14 protein-coding genes are annotated in these 18,370 nt (G+C 60.0%); 9 read left to right on the forward strand and 5 right to left on the reverse strand.

Annotated features, from left to right (window positions below):
* Nucleotides 1-243 precede the first annotated feature (243 nt).
* Nucleotides 244-2,259, forward strand: a complete 2,016-nt coding sequence (locus I0K15_RS04010; protein WP_196104139.1) for a hypothetical protein — start codon at nucleotides 244-246, stop codon at nucleotides 2,257-2,259.
* A 1,816-nt stretch (nucleotides 2,260-4,075) separates the two neighbouring features.
* On the opposite strand, the gene I0K15_RS04015 is transcribed toward I0K15_RS04010, so the two are convergent.
* A protein-coding gene (locus I0K15_RS04015; protein WP_422393987.1) for an IS3 family transposase occupies nucleotides 4,076-5,217 on the reverse strand; the annotation gives its coding sequence in 2 pieces (ribosomal slippage) (nucleotides 4,076-4,954 and nucleotides 4,957-5,217; 1,140 coding nt in all).
* A 1,711-nt stretch (nucleotides 5,218-6,928) separates the two neighbouring features.
* Between I0K15_RS04015 and I0K15_RS04020 the strand changes: the two genes are divergently transcribed.
* From I0K15_RS04020 to I0K15_RS04040, 5 genes are all read left to right on the forward strand, one after another.
* Nucleotides 6,929-7,273 (forward strand): hypothetical protein, encoded by a 345-nt coding sequence (locus I0K15_RS04020; protein ID WP_196104140.1) that lies wholly within the window; start codon nucleotides 6,929-6,931, stop codon nucleotides 7,271-7,273.
* Between the two features lie 305 nt (nucleotides 7,274-7,578).
* Nucleotides 7,579-8,580 carry a 2-hydroxyacid dehydrogenase gene (locus I0K15_RS04025; protein WP_196104141.1) on the forward strand — a complete coding sequence of 334 codons (1,002 nt, stop codon included), beginning with the start codon at nucleotides 7,579-7,581 and terminating at the stop codon, nucleotides 8,578-8,580.
* A 5-nt stretch (nucleotides 8,581-8,585) separates the two neighbouring features.
* Complete coding sequence (locus I0K15_RS04030) at nucleotides 8,586-10,064, forward strand: L-lactate permease (protein WP_196104142.1); 1,479 nt, start codon at nucleotides 8,586-8,588, stop codon at nucleotides 10,062-10,064.
* A 276-nt stretch (nucleotides 10,065-10,340) separates the two neighbouring features.
* Nucleotides 10,341-10,697: a c-type cytochrome gene (locus I0K15_RS04035; protein ID WP_230374283.1), complete on the forward strand. Its 357-nt coding sequence runs from the start codon at nucleotides 10,341-10,343 to the stop codon at nucleotides 10,695-10,697.
* Nucleotides 10,698-10,938: 241 nt separating this feature from the next.
* Nucleotides 10,939-12,135 carry a PQQ-dependent sugar dehydrogenase gene (locus I0K15_RS04040; protein WP_230374284.1) on the forward strand — a complete coding sequence of 399 codons (1,197 nt, stop codon included), beginning with the start codon at nucleotides 10,939-10,941 and terminating at the stop codon, nucleotides 12,133-12,135.
* 20 nt (nucleotides 12,136-12,155) lie between these two features.
* Here the strand turns inward: I0K15_RS04040 and I0K15_RS04045 are convergent, their stop codons facing one another.
* Nucleotides 12,156-12,584: a hypothetical protein gene (locus I0K15_RS04045; protein WP_196104144.1), complete on the reverse strand. Its 429-nt coding sequence runs from the start codon at nucleotides 12,582-12,584 to the stop codon at nucleotides 12,156-12,158.
* Nucleotides 12,585-12,812: 228 nt separating this feature from the next.
* Between I0K15_RS04045 and I0K15_RS04050 the strand changes: the two genes are divergently transcribed.
* A complete protein-coding gene (locus I0K15_RS04050; RefSeq protein WP_196104145.1) occupies nucleotides 12,813-13,910 on the forward strand; it encodes an aldo/keto reductase in 1,098 nt (365 codons plus the stop codon).
* Here I0K15_RS04050 and I0K15_RS04055 read toward each other — a convergent pair.
* Complete coding sequence (locus tag I0K15_RS04055) at nucleotides 13,864-14,751, reverse strand: LysR family transcriptional regulator (protein ID WP_196104146.1); 888 nt, start codon at nucleotides 14,749-14,751, stop codon at nucleotides 13,864-13,866. The two genes, I0K15_RS04050 and I0K15_RS04055, sit on opposite strands and share 47 nt — an antisense overlap.
* Between I0K15_RS04055 and I0K15_RS04060 the strand changes: the two genes are divergently transcribed.
* Nucleotides 14,750-15,112 carry a hypothetical protein gene (locus tag I0K15_RS04060; RefSeq protein ID WP_196104147.1) on the forward strand — a complete coding sequence of 121 codons (363 nt, stop codon included), beginning with the start codon at nucleotides 14,750-14,752 and terminating at the stop codon, nucleotides 15,110-15,112. The genes I0K15_RS04055 and I0K15_RS04060 overlap by 2 nt on opposite strands.
* Here the strand turns inward: I0K15_RS04060 and I0K15_RS21250 are convergent.
* Together I0K15_RS21250 and I0K15_RS04070 are read right to left on the reverse strand one after the other, a co-directional pair.
* Nucleotides 15,026-15,412 carry a DDE-type integrase/transposase/recombinase gene (locus tag I0K15_RS21250; RefSeq protein WP_196105357.1) on the reverse strand — a complete coding sequence of 129 codons (387 nt, stop codon included), beginning with the start codon at nucleotides 15,410-15,412 and terminating at the stop codon, nucleotides 15,026-15,028. The two genes, I0K15_RS04060 and I0K15_RS21250, sit on opposite strands and share 87 nt — an antisense overlap.
* A gap of 191 nt (nucleotides 15,413-15,603) precedes the next feature.
* A protein-coding gene (locus I0K15_RS04070) for an IS3 family transposase (protein ID WP_422393987.1) occupies nucleotides 15,604-16,745 on the reverse strand; the annotation gives its coding sequence in 2 pieces (ribosomal slippage) (nucleotides 15,604-16,482 and nucleotides 16,485-16,745; 1,140 coding nt in all).
* Nucleotides 16,746-17,489: 744 nt separating this feature from the next.
* Between I0K15_RS04070 and I0K15_RS04075 the strand changes: the two genes are divergently transcribed.
* Entirely contained in the window at nucleotides 17,490-18,344 is an 855-nt protein-coding gene (locus tag I0K15_RS04075; RefSeq protein ID WP_196104148.1) for a MurR/RpiR family transcriptional regulator, read from the forward strand.
* Nucleotides 18,345-18,370 lie beyond the last annotated feature (26 nt).

Here is an 18,370-nt window from a genome sequence, read left to right on the forward strand (position 1 = left end):
TTCCGGGTAGCAGAGCTGTCCATGACGGGTCTAGCGGCAGCAGATTTCAAAGGCTGCGCGCAGCGGCATTATCCGAACTTCATCAAAATGATACCGCAGCGCACCTTAAGCTGCAGCAAAAGTGCTTGATGGTGAATAAGAGCCTTATGGTTAAACAAATAATTTTATCATCTTGGCTTTTCACTATCTGAAACGAAAGCAAAGCTGCGATGTTGCTCTCCCATCTGATGGGAGCAGTGTGCTATGTCGTCTACGATTAAGGTACAGATCGATGAAGATGATCATACATATTATGTGAATGAAGATCTTTTCGGTGCAAACTTTATTGTCAGTAAGGACTCGTTCGAGGGCACCTATGGCGCTAATCTCCCGAACCTTCACGTCACTCATATTCGCTATCCGGGCGGTGAGGTGACAGAAAAGTACTTCGATCTGCTGGATCCGGATGCCGTTCCAATTTCGGAAGCCGGGACATTTGACGGGCTAAGCGCCTACATCGCCTATGCAGGCCAACATGGTCTCCCTCTGCACATCGTCGTTCCAACTAAGAAATACGCTGACGATCCGCAGCGCGGTGTAAGTGAGCTTGGAACCTTTATTGAGCGCCTTGAGGCCGGCCAGTATGGTGACGTCGGCGAGTATGTCATCGAGATCGGAAATGAATACTACACGAAGCAGAGCGATTACTCCTCTGTGTCGTTTAATGCGTATATCTATGGAGACATCGCTGGACGCTTCGCCACCGAGATCCACGCCACCTCCGACGGCCGAGCGCTTGTTGCTGTCCAGGCCGGCCGCCGAGAGCACGACAACAACGATATCATGGCAGGCTTTGCCGCGACCTCAGGCGGAGCCGATGTCGACCTCCTCGTAACGCACTCATATCCGTGGCGCACGGAGAGCGTCGCAAACCATCTCAAGATACGAGCCGATCTGGCAGCCGACTGGGAGCGGATCGGCATCACAGCTGACCTCTATCTCTCCGAATGGAATATCGCGTCCTCTTCTAATACGTCCAACCTTCACCTCCGTGACTATGGCCTGTCACAGACCGCTGGTCTCGTCGAGTTTGTTGAGCAGATGGCCATACTCGGCTACGACAAGGCAGCGGTCTGGGCCGTACAGCAGCGAAACAAGACTAGCCTGTTCACCGGCGAGGGCGACTCACAGTGGCGCTTTGCAGGCTACACCTTCGAGATGCTCTCCGAGCGCGTCGGAGGCACCCATGTCGTCACCGAGGGTCTCGACTTCATTGGAGGGCTCCCGGCCGTCGAGTTCACTGTTTTTGACGGAGACGACGCAACTCACATATTCATGTCCAAAGATGCGATGCCGAATGTTGAAAGCATTCGCTTTCTGACGGACGACCTCTTCGCCGAATACGAGACGTTCGGCGTCGAGGGCCTCACGACAGATGGCGATCCGGAAGACCAGAGAAGCAATGCCATCTACTGGACCGAGGATGTAGCGATCCTTCGCCCAGGTGGTCCAGACATCGAGATCGAATTCACGGTTGCTTATGAGTTGCAGGTTCTTGATCTGCAAAAGGTTGGTACCGCTTGGGGTGCTATCGATGGATACACCGGAGCTGTTCGCCTCGAGGCCGTCACGCAACTGGATGACGATATCATCCTGGAAAGCTTTATCGATTCGAGCGACGAATTCGTGTGGGAAACAGCTGAGCGCGAGAGTCTCGAAGATACCGTTCTGGAGGCTTCGTTTCAGTTCGCGGACGGGGTAGAGGTCACCCAAGGCGAGAACGGCAACCTCGACACGAAGATGTTTGCAGACACTGACGATGTTCATCAGTGGAATACGATGACCGTAGATGAAGACGGTGTGGTCGTGAAGTTCGACGACGGATCCACGGCAGAGATCTGGCTCGAGCAGGGTGAGGCAAGCTACATCTCGCTCGTACCGTCCTCTAGTGAGTTCTTCTATGAAGAGTTCCTATCCATTCGCGATGCTGGATCGGATTACGACGTTTATGCAATGCTCTCGACCGGCGAATTCGTAATTGCCCACGCTGACGGGAACGGCGACCTGACATCCATGCAGATCATGGATCGCTTCGGGCACCACGACTGGAGTAGCCTTGAGATATTGTTTGGCTCCAATGGCAAGCCGCAGGCCAAGGCCAGTGATTTCAACGCACATGTCGGCGTCAGCGAGATCGTAGATGACTTCTCGGCGCTCTACGATCGAGCTGCCAGCAGCTTCGACCTGTTCCAGGCTGCTGACGCCTTCTACATGATCTAAGCGAGCGGGGCCTCAGGCTTGCGCTTCACGATCGCACCGGTCGCCCTGAGATCCGGAAGAGATCACGACACTCCCAATATGTCATGGTAGCCCATTGCAGCCATACCGAAATTGCCTGCAAACGTTCATCGTAAGACTGCCTCAGATCCCAACGAAAGGCTCCTGCTACATGTGGGTGCACATGCTACGGACGAGCATGTTTTTCGGTCTGCTCTCGCAGCGATTGGAAAATATTGGTCTGAAAGTGCTTTGTCCGCCGGACCAATCAGCTCGGCTACCCGGAGGCGCCATGCAGCCGCCTCTTACTCGCTATCTACCGAGTCGCACCAGTGCCAAGTCGAAGCTGAACCCGCTCGCCCACCGATCGCGAGAACGTCGTGACAATCTGCCCTGAGATGAATGATGTTAATCAAATAAAACTACCAGTATCCGGAAGGAGAATAAATACAACCTACAGATTAATTTTTTTAAAAAAATGTTTACCGAAACTACTTAATTCGTGATTTGTACAGGCCACTAAACTCATCAACTTAAAGCTGAAACTCTCCCTATCCGACATCTTAATCATAATCACGAAAACAACCATGCCATTGAGGATCCTATGGGCGACAGCGTTCACTACCTCCCATCCGCTACTCGCGACGAAAGCGAGGCCCTCTGTTTCCGCCGCGGACGCCGCCTGACCTATCCAACCGAGGATGGCACACACAGCGTCTACGCCCTGTCTGACGATCAGGTAAGACTTCTTAAGGGGAAGAAATTGTGGGAGCGTGGGGACGGGCAATTTATGAGCTCGCAACGGACGGCTTTTCTCCGCTTTATGCGGAGGTCGAGTTTGCGGATCCAACCTGCCAGGATCGCCTCTTCGACCGCGTCGCCTATGTAAACGCCGGCTACGTCATAGACATCTTGACCAGCCCCGAGGATTGATGGCGCCCCAGCTGACGCTTCTTGGCAAGTATCGAAGTCAGTCGCCTGCAGGCTTCGCACAGCTGAAGATCACTTCGGTCGCTTAACCGTAGCTTCGATACCGCATCAGTCTTTTACGACGCTCGTGTCGATGGTGTGGAAGCTGGAGAACATCTGTTGAGTTGAAGCGGATACATTCCGCCTCAATTCAAGATTCTTGTGGACGTTGGCGCGTCGCCATCATCCCAATGCTTCATAAGCGATCCCGGTATTGTCGGCGTCCAGTCGATGTGAAACGCCGCGCCTGCTCCGTTCATAGAAGTCTTGTGCTGTGCACCAGGATCGAAAATCTGTGTAGCCCCAATTTCTAGTCATATTGGAACGAGGGCTTGAGGGATTAGTGCCTCGGGTGCGATAGCAGCGATAAGGTTAAGATCTCGCACAACAGACTTGAGCGCCCAGGCGACCTAAAAACACTATACTTATTTCGCCCGCTGGGCCCCATCTCAATCACTTTAATTATCTAGCTATTATTGCTTTGTATGGAAATAGACTTATCGTCTTTTTGGTGCAGTCTGACCACCCGTTCTTAGGCCGGTCTTCACTCCGCTTTTGGCTCGGACGCCATGCGACCTTTCGGCTGGCTGTTGTGCTCTCGACGCCGACAGCTACTTCAACGATGCTCGCAACGACTGGGTGCATAATGAAGTCGCGATCAACTACACCGCCAGACACTGGGAATCGTCGCTGGTAGGGTGATCGAGAGCTTCACCGGCACCGAGGGCGACGCTTGCTGGTGGATAGATTGACCCCTCCCTCAACTGAGCTGCGCATGTGTACGTCCCCGATATGTCCGGGATCACAGCCTGAAGCCCTGTAGCGCACCTCGCGCCGCGAGAGGAGGTGTCTAGCCCCCTGTGTCTGGGCCACTGATCAGGGGTTTCTCTAATATTGTTTCAGGAACGGGTGGGCGCATGTTGAGTGCCTGATGCGGTCGGGTGTGATTGTACTGCCTGAGCCAGTGATTGATGACGATCTGAGCTTGCTTGGTCGTCGTGAACCACTCCGCATTGAGAACCTCTCGCCGTAATGTCCCATTGAAGCGCTCGTTGTATCCGTTCTCCCAGGGTGATCCTGGGTAGATGCGGATGGGCTTGATCCCAACACGCCGAAGCCAGCCCTGCATCGCCTCTGCTGCGAACTCGGGTCCGTTATCGGACCGGATATACTCCGGGGAACCGTGGCGCAGCAGGAGCGGATAGAGTGCTTCGAGAACTTCGTCGGCACCCATCTTGGTGCGGACCACAACAGCCAAGGCCTGCCGCGTGAACTCGTCGAGAACCGTCAGCATCTTGTAACTGCGCCCATTGCTGAGCTTGTCATGCACGAAGTCTATTGCCCAAACATGGTTCGGGTGCGTGGGCCGAAGCCGGATGATCGAGCTGCCCTTGTGGTAGAGCCGCTTGCGCTTTTTGTGCCGCTGCGGAAGCTGCAATCCTTCCTCACGCCAGAGCCGCTCGACCTTCTTGTGATTGACCCGCCAGCCTTCCATGTGAAGCAGCTCCGTGATCTTGCGGTAGCCATATCGCCCGTACTGCTTCGCCAACCGGATCAGAGCCAACCGTAGCGCATCATCGTCTCTCTGTGTTGGCTGATATTGCAGGGAGCTCCGCGCCAGGCCAATCACCCGGCAGGTCCGCCGCTCAGACGTGGCAAGCTTCTGGCGTGTGTGAAGGACGGCCTGACGAAGCTCCTCTGTGGTCAGGCCCTGGGCTTTAGGTGGTTCAGGCTTTCCTTGAGTATGAGCTTGTCCAGTTCGAGCTCGGCGACGATCTTCTTCAGTCGGGCGTTCTCTTTCTCCAAACTCTTCATCTCCGACAGCTGCGACCGGCCCATCCCGCCAAACCGTTTCCGCCAGTTGTAGTATGTCGCGTCGCTGATCCCGACGCCGCGGCATGCAGTGGCCACGTCATCGCCCGCCGTCAGCTTCAGCTCGATCTCACGCAGCAGCTTCAAGATGTCTTCGTCTGAATGTCGCTTCCTCGCCATGCCCAATCCCCCTCTCGCGGCCAATGTAATGGCCCAGTTCTAGGGGGGAAGGACAAGGGACCGTCGGCAAGCAGACCAAGGCCCATTGTGATGTCTCGCGCGAACTGCAGCGCGATCGTGCCTACGGTTTTGAGGATTCCAAAATTCTCAAACGGTCGAAGCTGTTTCGAAATGGCTTCGAAAGACCTCTTAAACGGTCCTAAAATTCTGCTTTGGCCCCGAGCACAATCTCACGTTTTGTTTCAGATTGCTTCAGAAGGCGGCGCTCCGTCGAGTTGCTTAATCGGACGCACATCGCGCAGAGCACCTGCGACACGGCCCCTCCATGACGACCACCGATCCGCCGTAACGGCACAGCCGCTGATCAAACCTGCACGCGTTATCCAGGATAACAGCAATCTCATCCGGAAAACGGAAATCCTGTCCGGGAAAAACGCAATCTCGTCCGGCATCTCGACAGTACTAGCCGGAAACAGAATACACTAAACCGCGTTTACGCGCCGGTCAGACGCCAATAAGCGCCCGGCATCCCAGCCGCAGAGCTACGAAGGCCCTGATTTACAGAGATATTCCCCACTCGGCACTCCTGTCCTACAGAGACGGGATTGCAGAAAAAAATGCGCTCAGCCAGATAACTTGTAAAACGTGAAAACGCCGTTTCTCTTGGACGAACTGTCTGCGAGCGCTTTGCCATTTGAAATCTAGAAGATAAGCGCGCTCTCGATAAGGCCTACCGAAAAATTCTAGTAATCTATCGACTGCCGCTGACATGCAGAGTATTTCACCCACTTGAGAAACCAAAACCAACCCACTCCTGTTGATTGCTTAGCTTTCGATATCCGTAATTATTTGCGCCCGAATGTAATATTCAATAAATATATGAAAATCATGATTTTGCATCTATAATTTAGCTGACCTCAGTGCTCCACAATTTCTAGAAGCTGCGCAAATCAGTTACAATCTCTGTTTAGCCTGTAGCCCGTTTGCCACGTCAGAAGGATTACACCCCCCGTCGCCTGACGTCCTCGGCTGACCCAAACAACGAAGCAAAGAGCGACAAATGGCAATGCAGGGCTTCTCATCTCTCAGGCCAGTAGCAGGGAGCAGTGGTCGAATATTTCGGGTTCATAGTTCACGTTGCAGTCCTGTACCGTAGACGGATCGCTTGCCAGCATGTAGTGGCTAACTTACCCAGCTTATTGCTACTCACTTCTAAGCGCCCTGCGCCGTCGAATTCGCAGCAAAGAGGTCGCGCATGATCTAACAAAAGGCAAGCATCTTCGATATAGTCTTTTGGCTTGCCCTCGCGCTGGTGTGGAGCTCGTTTTATGCTGTTATCGAGATCGGAGTAGAGGCGCTGAGCCTGATGGTCCTCATCGCCAAGCTCATGATGATCGGGGTGGTGGCGATCTTCGCCGTCGTTCAGGCGCCGGGTCAGCGGCTGTCAGGCGCGCGGGGCGCGGATCGACCATGCCATTACCGGTATACTGGGAGCACTTTTCCGTTCCTTCTGACCACCTGTAGCGAGATTTCGGGCGACAATACGCTGGCTGCGATCCTTACGGGATACGCCCGTCGTGACCATCGTCCTCGCTGATGCTGGCTTGCCAGAGGAGCCGCTGAGGACGCCGGTTCGGGGGGAGGCTACGTCCTCTCCGGTGGCGCGCTGCTGGTCGGACCGCAGGCACTCTCCGGACTTTGCGCGGACGTGGTGGGCCAACTGGCGATCTTCGAAGCGACGCTCTACTACGCGGCCTCGACCGTATACGTCAAGGTGGCCGTCTGCCGTCCAGCGCCGGAGATGGCAGGCATGTCACTGATCTTTGGTGCGGTATCCGTGACGCCGTTTGCGCTTATGCTGGGAAGGGCTTTCGCGATGCCCGTGACACTGAGCTCCGCCGGGGCGGTCGTCTATCTCGGCGTCCTGATCGGAGTGGCTTTGCTGGGTGAGCGCCTCGGCGCGCAGCGGATCCTGACGCCGATCGTGATTGCGGGCGCGACGTATCTGGTCCTTGCCGCAAAACCGGGAGGCCGACGGCCGGCCAGAACCGCTTGAGGTTCGATGATCGAGCGATGCATCTCATCGCGTTGGCTCCGGCCCTACTTGCCCGTGTGACGACGCTTTGAGGCTGAAGCCGAGTTGTCCGCTCAGCCCTTGCAGCATCGCCCTTGGGCACTTCTGTCGTCTCTCGAAGCTCGGCTCCAAGAAAGCTGAACAAAAATGGTGCGATGCACTGCTAGTAGAGCTCTTGCCGCCACCCGGTTCGGGAGCCAAATGTCACTGGTGGACGTCGCAGCGCATCGTGCCGCGGCGGCACAACACGAACAAAAGCCAGTCTTCAGGGACACCAAAGACCCCCCATGCGCATCGCCGTTTTCAGCACGAAACCCTACGACCGCACGTACCTCGAAAAGGCCAACCAAGGGGCGCACGAACTGGCGTTCTTCGAGGTTCGGCTGTCGCTCGAGACGGCGCCGCTTGCTGCAGGGGCAGATGTCGTTTGTGCCTTTGTGAATGACGACCTCAGCGCCGACGTGATCGCGGCGCTGGCCGAGGCCGGCACGCGGCTCATCGCGTTGCGGTCGGCCGGATTCAACCATGTCGACCTTGCGGCGGCGGAGGCTGCCGGGGTCTACGTTGCCCGTGTCCCGGCCTATTCGCCTCATGCTGTGGCCGAGCATACCGTGGCGCTGATCCTCGGCCTCAACCGCAAGCTCCACCGGGCTTATAACCGTGTGCGCGAAGGCAACTTCGCGCTGGAAGGGCTCCTGGGCTTCGATCTGCAGGGCAAGACGGTAGGTGTGGTCGGAACCGGGCAGATCGGTGAGGTCGTGTGTCGGATCCTAAAGGGCTTTGGCTGCGCGCTCCTCGCCTATGATCCATATCCGAATGACGCCTGTACCGAGCTTGGCGCGCGATATGTCGAGCTCAATGAACTCCTCGGGGCGAGCGACGTGATTACCCTGCAATGCCCGCTGACGCCGGACACCCACCACCTGATCAATGAAGAGACCGTGGCCAAGATGAAACCCGGGGTCATGCTGATCAACACCAGCCGCGGAGCGGTGGTGGACACTCGCGCCCTGATCCGGGGGCTGAAGAGCGGAGCGATCGGCAGCGTCGGGCTCGACGTTTATGAGGAGGAAGCCGATCTCTTTTTCGAGGATCTCTCCCAAACCTTCATTCCCGACGATGTCTTCGCGCGGCTCCTGACCTTTTCGAACGTGCTGATCACCGGGCATCAGGCCTTCTTCACTGAAGAGGCGCTTACCGCGATTGCGGAGACGACGATGGCCAACATAACGACCTTCGAGCGGGACGGCGCTCCGCTCCATCCGGTGCGCGCCGCATCGGGTGACTGACGCCGATGTCCGCGCTGCTGGCTGCCACGCCGCTGCTGGTCATCCTGCTGGGCATGGGCCTTTTGCGCAGATCCGCCGTTGTTGCGGGATTGATGGGCCTTCTCGTTGCGGCGGGCCTTGCCGTGACGGTGTTTCGGCTGGACAACGTAGCTGCCGGCAGTGAGTTGACGGCGGGGCTGGGCGTACTGGCCGAGGCCGCACACTCCACCGCGACGATCCTCTGGATCATTCTGCCTGCGCTCGCGATCTACGAGTTCCAGCGGCGAGCGGGCGCCATCGAACGGATCCGCGACACGCTTGCGGCCCTCGCCGACGAGCAGCGGATCCAGGCCATTCTGATCGCGTGGTTCTTCGGCCTGTTCATGGAGGGCGCTGCCGGGTTCGGCACACCCGTGGCCCTTGCCGCGCCGCTGCTGGTCGGTCTCGGATACACTCCGCTGAAGGCGGTGACGCTGGCCCTGCTGGGTCATGCCGCTGGCGTGTCCTTCGGCGCCGTCGGAACGCCCGTCCTTGCGCAGCTTGAGGTCACGGGTCTTGCCGCCACCGACATCGCTGTGCGGGTGGCGATGCTGCAAGCGATCACCGGCCCGGTCCTGCTGTTGCTCATGGTGCGCCTTGCGGGTTCGGGTCCGCTCAGTCGGTCGGATATCGGCTGGGCGGGGCTCGCGGCCCTCTGCTTTTTCGTACCTTCGATTTCGCTGGCGTTCCTTGCGGGACCGGAACTGCCGACGTTGGGCGGAGCCCTGATCGGTACGGTGGCTTTCGTCACCATGTTGCGTCGTCGTTTCCCCTCCTCAGAGCTGAACCTGCGAGAGCTTGTGCCCGATCTCGCGCCTTATCTCGTCATCCTGCTGCTGGTGCTCGCGACGCGGTTGATCTCGCCGCTGCAGGACGCTCTCAGCGGCTTCGCACTGTCCTGGACCTTTGCGGAGACCTTCACTGGCTCGTTTCAGCCCCTCTATCATCCGGGCACGATGCTGTTTCTGGGCCTGCTCGTCGGCGCGCTCGCAACGCGGCGCGGCGAGCTCGTTGCAGGTGCGGTGGGAGCAGCCCTTGGGCGCCTCGTTTCGGTGGCGCTCGCGCTGCTCGTCATGCTGGCTCTGTCGAGGCTCATGGTGCACTCCGGGATGATCGGAACGCTCGCGATCGCGGCTGCGGGGATCGGTCCGGTCTGGCCGCTCCTCGCACCGTTGATCGGGGTTCTGGGCACGTTCATCACGGGCTCGGCGACGGCGTCGAATATCCTGTTCTCCGAGTTGCAGCTCTCGACGGCATCCAGACTATCACTGGCCCCCGAAACGATGGCAGCCGCGCAGAGCTTTGGAGCGGCCATCGGCAACGTCGTCGCGCCCCACAACATCATCGCGGGCAGTGCCACGGTCGGCCTCGTGGGACGCGAGGGCGACGTCCTTCGCATGACGGCACGACCCTGTGCTGTGTACGCGGGTCTGGGGGGCGTTTTGCTCCTGGTCGCGACGCTCTAATAGGCGATACGCAGTCGGCTGAGCTGAACCGCTGGACGACCAGATGCAAGCCTTGGCGGTTTCAAACGTGAGTACTGGTACAGTCTCGTACTCGGGGTGGCTTGCTCAAAACACCGGCGTAAGTTTCTTCGCGACTGCAAGCTGCTGGCCATAAACTTCATATCGATACGATTGAGATTACCCTCGACGACTAGCAATGCCCCTTGATCGGTTCTAGCAACTGCGACAAGCTGTTCCTCCGCTCTGCAGTATAAAAACAGACGATGGAGCCAGGGATTGCGGATCTTTTGCGGGAACACTCAGGTATTCGCGACCGCCCTGAGCGCCGCGTTTCTCTGCACGACCCCCGCCCTGCCGCAGAACGATGCGATCGCTGAAATCGCCGGTGACGCGACCGCGGGCGAGAACGTCTACCAGTCGGTCTGCAGAAACTGCCATGGGCCCACGGGCGCCGGCATGGCGAGCTTTCCGAAGCTTGCGGGCAATGAGTCCGAATACCTCATCGAACGGCTCGCGCAGTATCGCGCCGGGGAGAGGATCGGTCCGAACTCCGCCCTGATGTGGCCACTGGTCGAGGACTTCTCGGACCAGGACATCGCCGACATCGTCGCCTATATCAGCGAGACATTCTGAGGCGACGAGCCGCGCCCGGTCGCCCGCCAGACCTGGTTCCAGCAAAATTCTTTGGTAAACGTCCCCGCTCAGATAGATTCAGGGAGTCGGATAGCAACGGCCAACTATGACCGGTCCAGAAAGGACCGTAGCTTGGGAGGACCTAATGACTTATCGACCACCCCTGAAATCTGTTCGCTTACTTGGATCGCTTCTTGCAGCGAGCAGTCTCGTCTCCGTTCCTGCCGTCGCGCAGAACGGGATGAACACCACCAGCCTGCAGCACGAGGTCGTGCTCGAGGGGCTGGAGAACCCCTGGGACATGGCGTTCCTCGACGACGGCACGATGCTCTTCACCGAGAAATGCCGGGGCCTGTCGGTCCGGATGCCGGACGGCACGGTCAACGCGCTCTACGGCGTGGGGGAGACCGATGGTTTCGCCGGCAACGGAGCGGACCTGTTCTGCGAGGGACAGGCGGGCATGATGGGCGTCGCCTTCGATCCCGAGTTCGAGGCGAACCGGCGCATCTACGTCTACTCGACCTCGAACATGTCGGACCCGCACACCAACCGCCTGATGCGCTTCACGGTGAACGACGACTTCACCGCCGTCGCCGACCGGACCGACATCGTGGACGACGTGCCCTACAAGATGGCGGCGTCCGATCACCCCTTCGGCGGTCCGGGCGCGCATAATGGCGGCCGGGTGCGGTTCGATGCGAACGGGCACCTGTTCCTCACCACGGGCGATACGCACAATGGCGAGGTGCCGCAGAGCCCGACGATGATGGGCTCCAAGGTGCTGCGGATCGACACGGACGGCAACGCGATCGCCGAGAACAGCCCGCCCGACGGCTTCGACCCGCGGACCTACACCTACGGCCATCGCAACGTGCAGGGCATCGCCTTCCATCCGGAGACGGGTGCGGCGATCACCGCCGAGCACGGCCCCTGGCATTCGGACGAGATCACGATCCTGGAGAATGGCGGCAATGCCGGCTGGGATCCGCGCCCGAACATGGCCGGTCGTGGTGACTGCCCGGACGGCTACTGCGGCTACAGTCCCAATCAGGAAGGCGGCATGAACCGCTACGAGCGCGCGGCCTTCATGCCGATGACCGACTTCGACACCTACCCTGATGCCATGCCGCCGGTCTGGAACAACAACGGCTGGTCGCAGGGCACCTCCTCCGCCGCGTTCCTTGAGGGCGACGCTTGGGGCGATTGGGATGGCGCGATGGTCGTCGGCATCATGGGCATCGGCTTCGGCGGCACGCCCATCGGCCAGCGGATCGACGTGATCCAGTTCAACGCGGACAACACGGATGTGGAGGACGTGACGGAGATGACGCTGCCTATGGAGCCGGGACGCTTCCGATCCGTCGTCATGGGACCCGATGGCAGCCTCTACACCGCTGTCGATGAGGGCATGATCCACAAGCTGACGCCCGGCGGCTGATTATGACATCGTCGCGCCGCTCACGAGCGGCGCGGCACCTCATCCGGGAAGACGAATGCGTCGGGGATCTCGAAGCGCTGGTCGTCCACGCGGATCACATGAACGCCGTCGGTAAGGCTCCACGAGGTATCCGTGCCGACACCCGACATGGTCGGATTGCCGCGGTCGAACGTGCCTTCCGCGAAGAACAGTATGCGCCGGAAGCCGTTGGGAAACGTGACGACGACCGTCGCGTGGCCCCATTCGCCGTGCGCCACACCGGCGGCACAGTCGCCGAGCGCCTCCCCAACCTCCTGCGCACAACGGATGGTGGCCTGCGCGTCGAATGCGCCGGCCCGCGCGCGATCGAGGCCGGTATCGGGCCGGGAGGTGGTCTGCGCCTCGGCACCCGGCGCGAGAAGGGCGGCGAGCATCAGCAGGGCGGCTTGGAGGAGCGGGCGGTGTCCCATGCTGGGTCCCTCGGGCCTTGTGGTTTCTGCTTCGGCGACTGCTATGGCTGCCTAGAATACCTTCAAAGCCGTCGGCTTCGTACATGTCGCGTTGAGGAGAACCGCCCTCTGAGAGATCACCCTTCCGTTTTCGCGAAGCGGCTTACTATTTTCGGGAGTCTCTCACCGCTTGCGAGAAGCTCCCGCAACCTGTCATCTGCCCCCGATCCAGTCAGGAGGGTCTTTGACATGAAGTATACATTTGTCGGGAACACCGGTCTCAAGGTCTCGGAGCTCTGCCTCGGCGCCATGACCTTCGGGACGGAGTGGGGCTGGGGCGCGGATGAAGTGGAGAGCCGCCGGATCTTCGACGCCTTCGTCGACGCCGGGGGCAATTTCATCGACACCGCGAATGCCTATACCGGCGGGACGAGCGAGAGCTATTTGGGCAGCTTCATCGCCGATCAGCGCGACCGCTTCGTGATCGCGACGAAGTACACGATCAGCACTGATCCCGAGAACGCCAACGCCTTCGGCAACGGTCGCAAGACTCTGATGACCGCGCTCGATGCCAGTCTGAAGCGTCTGGGGACCGACTATGTCGACCTCTACTACGCCCACATGTGGGACGGCTTCACGCCGGTGGAGGAGACGCTGCGCGCGATGGAGGATGCGATCCGGCAGGGCAAGGTCCTGCATTTCGGGCTCTCGGACTTTCCCGCCTGGCTGGTGTCGCGCGCCGATGCGCTGGCCGAGGTCATGCACATCGCCCGGCCCGCCGCGATCCAGATCGAGTACAACCTCGCGCAGCGCGACGCCGACCGGGAGCTGATCCCGATGGCCGAGGCGCTGGGCCTCTCCATCCTCGACTGGTCGCCGCTGGGTGGTGGCGTCCTGACCGGCAAGACGCTGGCGGGCGACACGTCCGGACGGGTCGCCACGGGCGCGGTCGGCCACTTCAACAAGTACAAGAGCGAGCACAGCTTGGCCGTCGCGCAGGACGTCGTGGCAATGGCCAAGGAACTCGGCACGTCACCGGCCCAGATCGCGATCGCGTGGCTGCGCGCCCGCTCGCCGCGGCACATCCCGATCATCGGGGCGCGGTCCGCGGCTCACATCGCCGACAACCTGCAGGCCGTGAGCCTTGAGCTCGATGAGGCGGTGATGACGCGTCTCGACCACGCGAGCCGAACGCCGCTCGGCTTTCCCTCCGACTTCTGGCCCGAAGGGTGGCCGGCGTGGTTCGGCGACTGGCCGCAGCGCCTCGACCAGCGCGTGCGGCTGCGGGGGCGCAAGGCGCTCAAGCTGGATGAGGAGTGGCCGCGGCGCCAGCCGGTGAAGCGGTAGGGCCGGGTGCCAGCTGCAGGGCGTTCCGGGTGACCACGTCGACGACGAAGTCGGCCACCGCGCGGATGCGAGCGGAGGCGGCGACGTCCTTGTTGATCGCGAGCCAGATGTCCTGACCCGCGCTTTCGACAATGCCGCCGATCCGCCGCAGCCTCGGGTCGGCATCCCCGATGAAGCAGGGCAGGACGGCCCGGACGGCGCCCGCCGCGGCGAGCTCATGGTGGGCCGCCAGGCTGTTGGATACGATCGCGACCGGTGACTTCATCGCGGTCACGGCCCGGGCGACGGGCAGATCCCCCATCTCCGCCGACCAGCACACGAAGCCCGGCGGATCCGCGTCGACGGCGATGTAGACCGCGCAGGCCATGTGCCCGAGCTTGCGGATGCGCGTCTCCGCCGAGGTCGGCCGCACCAGCCGCAGCGCGAGATCCGCGTCGTAGCGGGCGAGGTCGAGGGATCTCACGCCCGTGACGAGCTCCAGCGTCAGGTTGGGGTGCGCCTGCAGGAAGCCGGGCAGCGCAGGGGCGAGCAGGCGCGTCGCGAGGTTCTCCGCCGTCGCCAGCCGCACGCGACCGGCGATACCGGCGCAGAAGGCCGCCTTGCCCGAGAGCGAGAGGGCGGCGGTTTCCACCTGCTCGGCCCGCGGCACGAACTCGGCGCCCTGATCCGTGAGGCGATAGCCGTCGGGACTGCGCAGGAAGAGCGGAATGCCCAGTGCGGCCTCCAGCGCCTCGATCCGGCGGGACACGCGGGAGGGCGACGTGCCGATCTGGCGCGCGGCCTCTGACAGGCTCCCCGACCGGGACACGGCGAGGAAGAAGCGAAGGTCGTTCCAGTTCATGAAAGAGCGTCCCGATTTCGAAAAACATGGCCTTGCCCGGGAGGATAGATCACCGTTTGCGGGAGAGTTACTTAAAGCGCGGCTTACTGGACAGATGCTCGGTGGGCAACCGATAGATATCGGCTCGAAGCGCCCTACCCTAAAGCGGGCTCACGATTTCTTAAAGCGACGCGCCCTTAGCCCCCTAGATACTTGCCTCTTTCTGGTTTCCGCCACCTGTTTTAATTATCAACCTGCGACAGCAGGCCGTTTTAATGTGCTTGGGATTCAGATTTTAGAACAACTCGAAGTACTCGATGAAATAAGGCTGGGCAGCATCGCTGGTCTGGTAGGTTCGGGACCGAATGCGTTGGCGCTTTAGCAGCTGGAAGAAGCTCTCGGCGTTGTCGTAGCAGCTTCCGTGTTGGCTCAAGCTCGGTTCGAGACCGTTTTGCCGGAGGCAAGACTGCCATGCACGGCTCGTGAACCGTGAGCCGTGGTCTGAAGGCACTGTAACCCGGTCCGTCGGTTCGCGCCGCGGGGCAGCCGTTAGAAGAGACTGGTAAGTTGCCATATTATATTGCGCCGACCAGCCCACAACGCGAAGATAGAGCAGGTCGATTATGAAGCAGAGTGCAGCCAGCCTTTGTGCGTACTCAGGTAGGTGATAAAGGTCACTCAGACGCGGTCGCGCAGGGACGCCTCGAACCGCTACTCCAGCCTGTTCTAAGCCATGATTGCGATCTTACCACGTTGCCGGCCTGGGACGCCAGCCACATCAGCCGGTCCTCGGAGATCCGCTCGCTCTGGTCGCGAAGGTCCTCTGTCAGCTTGCGATAGACGTACAAGTTGACGCCATCCGCGGAGACCTGTCTAGCCCCCTGTGTCTGGGCCACTGATCAGGGGTTTCTCTAATATTGTTTCAGGAACGGGTGGGCGCATGTTGAGTGCCTGATGCGGTCGGGTGTGATTGTACTGCCTGAGCCAGTGATTGATGACGATCTGAGCTTGCTTGGTCGTCGTGAACCACTCCGCATTGAGAACCTCTCGCCGTAATGTCCCATTGAAGCGCTCGTTGTATCCGTTCTCCCAGGGTGATCCTGGGTAGATGCGGATGGGCTTGATCCCAACACGCCGAAGCCAGCCCTGCATCGCCTCTGCTGCGAACTCGGGTCCGTTATCGGACCGGATATACTCCGGGGAACCGTGGCGCAGCAGGAGCGGATAGAGTGCTTCGAGAACTTCGTCGGCACCCATCTTGGTGCGGACCACAACAGCCAAGGCCTGCCGCGTGAACTCGTCGAGAACCGTCAGCATCTTGTAACTGCGCCCATTGCTGAGCTTGTCATGCACGAAGTCTATTGCCCAAACATGGTTCGGGTGCGTGGGCCGAAGCCGGATGATCGAGCTGCCCTTGTGGTAGAGCCGCTTGCGCTTTTTGTGCCGCTGCGGAAGCTGCAATCCTTCCTCACGCCAGAGCCGCTCGACCTTCTTGTGATTGACCCGCCAGCCTTCCATGTGAAGCAGCTCCGTGATCTTGCGGTAGCCATATCGCCCGTACTGCTTCGCCAACCGGATCAGAGCCAACCGTAGCGCATCATCGTCTCTCTGTGTTGGCTGATATTGCAGGGAGCTCCGCGCCAGGCCAATCACCCGGCAGGTCCGCCGCTCAGACGTGGCAAGCTTCTGGCGTGTGTGAAGGACGGCCTGACGAAGCTCCTCTGTGGTCAGGCCCTGGGCTTTAGGTGGTTCAGGCTTTCCTTGAGTATGAGCTTGTCCAGTTCGAGCTCGGCGACGATCTTCTTCAGTCGGGCGTTCTCTTTCTCCAAACTCTTCATCTCCGACAGCTGCGACCGGCCCATCCCGCCAAACCGTTTCCGCCAGTTGTAGTATGTCGCGTCGCTGATCCCGACGCCGCGGCATGCAGTGGCCACGTCATCGCCCGCCGTCAGCTTCAGCTCGATCTCACGCAGCAGCTTCAAGATGTCTTCGTCTGAATGTCGCTTCCTCGCCATGCCCAATCCCCCTCTCGCGGCCAATGTAATGGCCCAGTTCTAGGGGGGAAGGACAGGTGTACCCAAACGAAAACGGCCTGAGTGTACGTTGTAGCAAAGGTCAGGATCGTCTGCTTTGTCTGAACTAACACAAACACCTACTTAAATTGGCACAGATCGCTGGGATTGCTGGCGCTGCTAATGGCCGTTCTTCGGTGGGTAAATTGGTAGATGGACAATCTGCCACTCTAGCGCGTCGAGTGTTTTGCCTGGTGAGCATGTGTTAGTCTGTCGAGTGAAGCGCGCATTCTCGCGGCTACGTTTGTGATGCCTTGTTCCGCTTGGCTCTACGTGTGTGGGGGAATTACAGCGTAAACCTTTCCGGTGTCTGGGAATGCCTCGTCCCCTCCCCAAAAGCAAAACCCCGGCCGACGTTGTAAAACGGGTTCACGTCGGCGCCGGCTGGTTTGCGCCTTATCATTGCAGGGCATTTCGAACTGGCCCTGCGGCTTCAATTGATCACGCAAAACAGGCTGTTGAGACGGATACCCTGACAGAATCGGCGGCATGCTTTGCATGGTGTGATCCATGCCGTAGCAGCCGCGGCGCATGACTCTGTCGAGCTCAGCGTTCCAGATGAGGATGCCGAAGCAATCCATGCATCGTGCGTTTCACTGACTGTCTGCAGCAAAAATTTCATATCTCCGTCACCTGCACTTTGCGTTGCAGATGCACGAAGCGGCACAGCAACGTTTCGGAGCATCCATGCTGCAGCCCCTGCGAGATCTCATCGCCGACAACGCAGACAAGCTGACCGGGGTCGATACCCGGCTGCTTGAGGTGCTGTCGGACGATCCGGTACGCGCCGCGATGGAGAATGGCCGGGAGGTCTCGGCGCGCGCCGGGGTGCATCCCGCGTCCGCAGTTCGACTCGCAAAGCGGTTGGGCTTCGGGGGCTACCCGGAGTTCAAGGCCTTCCTGCGCGACAGCCTCATCCGAGGCGGTGAAGACTTTGCCGATCCGAGTGCGCGCATGGCAGCGAGGTTGACGAAGAGCCAGGGCGAAGGACTGCTTGCCGCGGCCATCGAGAGCGAGGTCAACGCGTTACGGCAACTCGGCGAAACGCTGTCCGACGATGACATACGCGAGGTGGCAAGGGTTCTGCGGAGCGCCCGGCGCATCTTCGTCTTCGCCCGCGGGCATGGGGCGGCCCTCGCGCAGCTCATGACCCTGAGATTGACCCGATCCGGCTATGACGCGGTGGATCTGGCCGACGCGGGTATTCTGCTGCCGGAGCGGCTGGCCCAGATGACGCAGGACGACGTGCTGTGCCTCTTCTCGTTCCGCCAGCCGCGCCGTCAGACGGAAGACCTGATGGCCGAAGCCGCAGAGATGGGGGCAAGGACCATCGCGATCACCGATCTCGGCGGCGGGCGGCTCACGGTGAAGCCCGATCTGCATCTGTCGGCATCGCGCGGCGGGGCCGGCGAGGTCCAGTCGCTGACCGTCCCGATGACCATCGTCAACGCCATCATCCTCCATCTTGCCGCCATTGATGAGGGTCAGTCGATGCGCGCCCTCCAACGATACGCAGCCGTCAAGAAACGGTTCGGATCTTAGTCCCCCCTGCCAAGAAAGGACTGCCC

Origin of the sequence: Pontivivens ytuae, assembly GCF_015679265.1 — a bacterium.
GTDB classification, from domain to species: domain Bacteria; phylum Pseudomonadota; class Alphaproteobacteria; order Rhodobacterales; family Rhodobacteraceae; genus Pontivivens; species Pontivivens ytuae.

What these genes read in the sequence shown, in the direction of transcription:
- I0K15_RS04060 (WP_196104147.1), top strand. Translation starts at nt 14,750, where the DNA reads ATGAAAGAGCGTCCCGATTTCGAAAAACATGGCCTTGCCCGGGAGGAT.
- I0K15_RS04055 (WP_196104146.1), bottom strand. Translation starts at nt 14,751, where the DNA reads ATGAACTGGAACGACCTTCGCTTCTTCCTCGCCGTGTCCCGGTCGGGG.
- I0K15_RS04075 (WP_196104148.1), top strand. Translation starts at nt 17,490, where the DNA reads ATGCTGCAGCCCCTGCGAGATCTCATCGCCGACAACGCAGACAAGCTG.
- I0K15_RS04040 (WP_230374284.1), top strand. Translation starts at nt 10,939, where the DNA reads ATGAACACCACCAGCCTGCAGCACGAGGTCGTGCTCGAGGGGCTGGAG.
- I0K15_RS04030 (WP_196104142.1), top strand. Translation starts at nt 8,586, where the DNA reads ATGTCCGCGCTGCTGGCTGCCACGCCGCTGCTGGTCATCCTGCTGGGC.
- I0K15_RS04025 (WP_196104141.1), top strand. Translation starts at nt 7,579, where the DNA reads ATGCGCATCGCCGTTTTCAGCACGAAACCCTACGACCGCACGTACCTC.
- I0K15_RS04010 (WP_196104139.1), top strand. Translation starts at nt 244, where the DNA reads ATGTCGTCTACGATTAAGGTACAGATCGATGAAGATGATCATACATAT.
- I0K15_RS04045 (WP_196104144.1), bottom strand. Translation starts at nt 12,584, where the DNA reads ATGGGACACCGCCCGCTCCTCCAAGCCGCCCTGCTGATGCTCGCCGCC.
- I0K15_RS04050 (WP_196104145.1), top strand. Translation starts at nt 12,813, where the DNA reads ATGAAGTATACATTTGTCGGGAACACCGGTCTCAAGGTCTCGGAGCTC.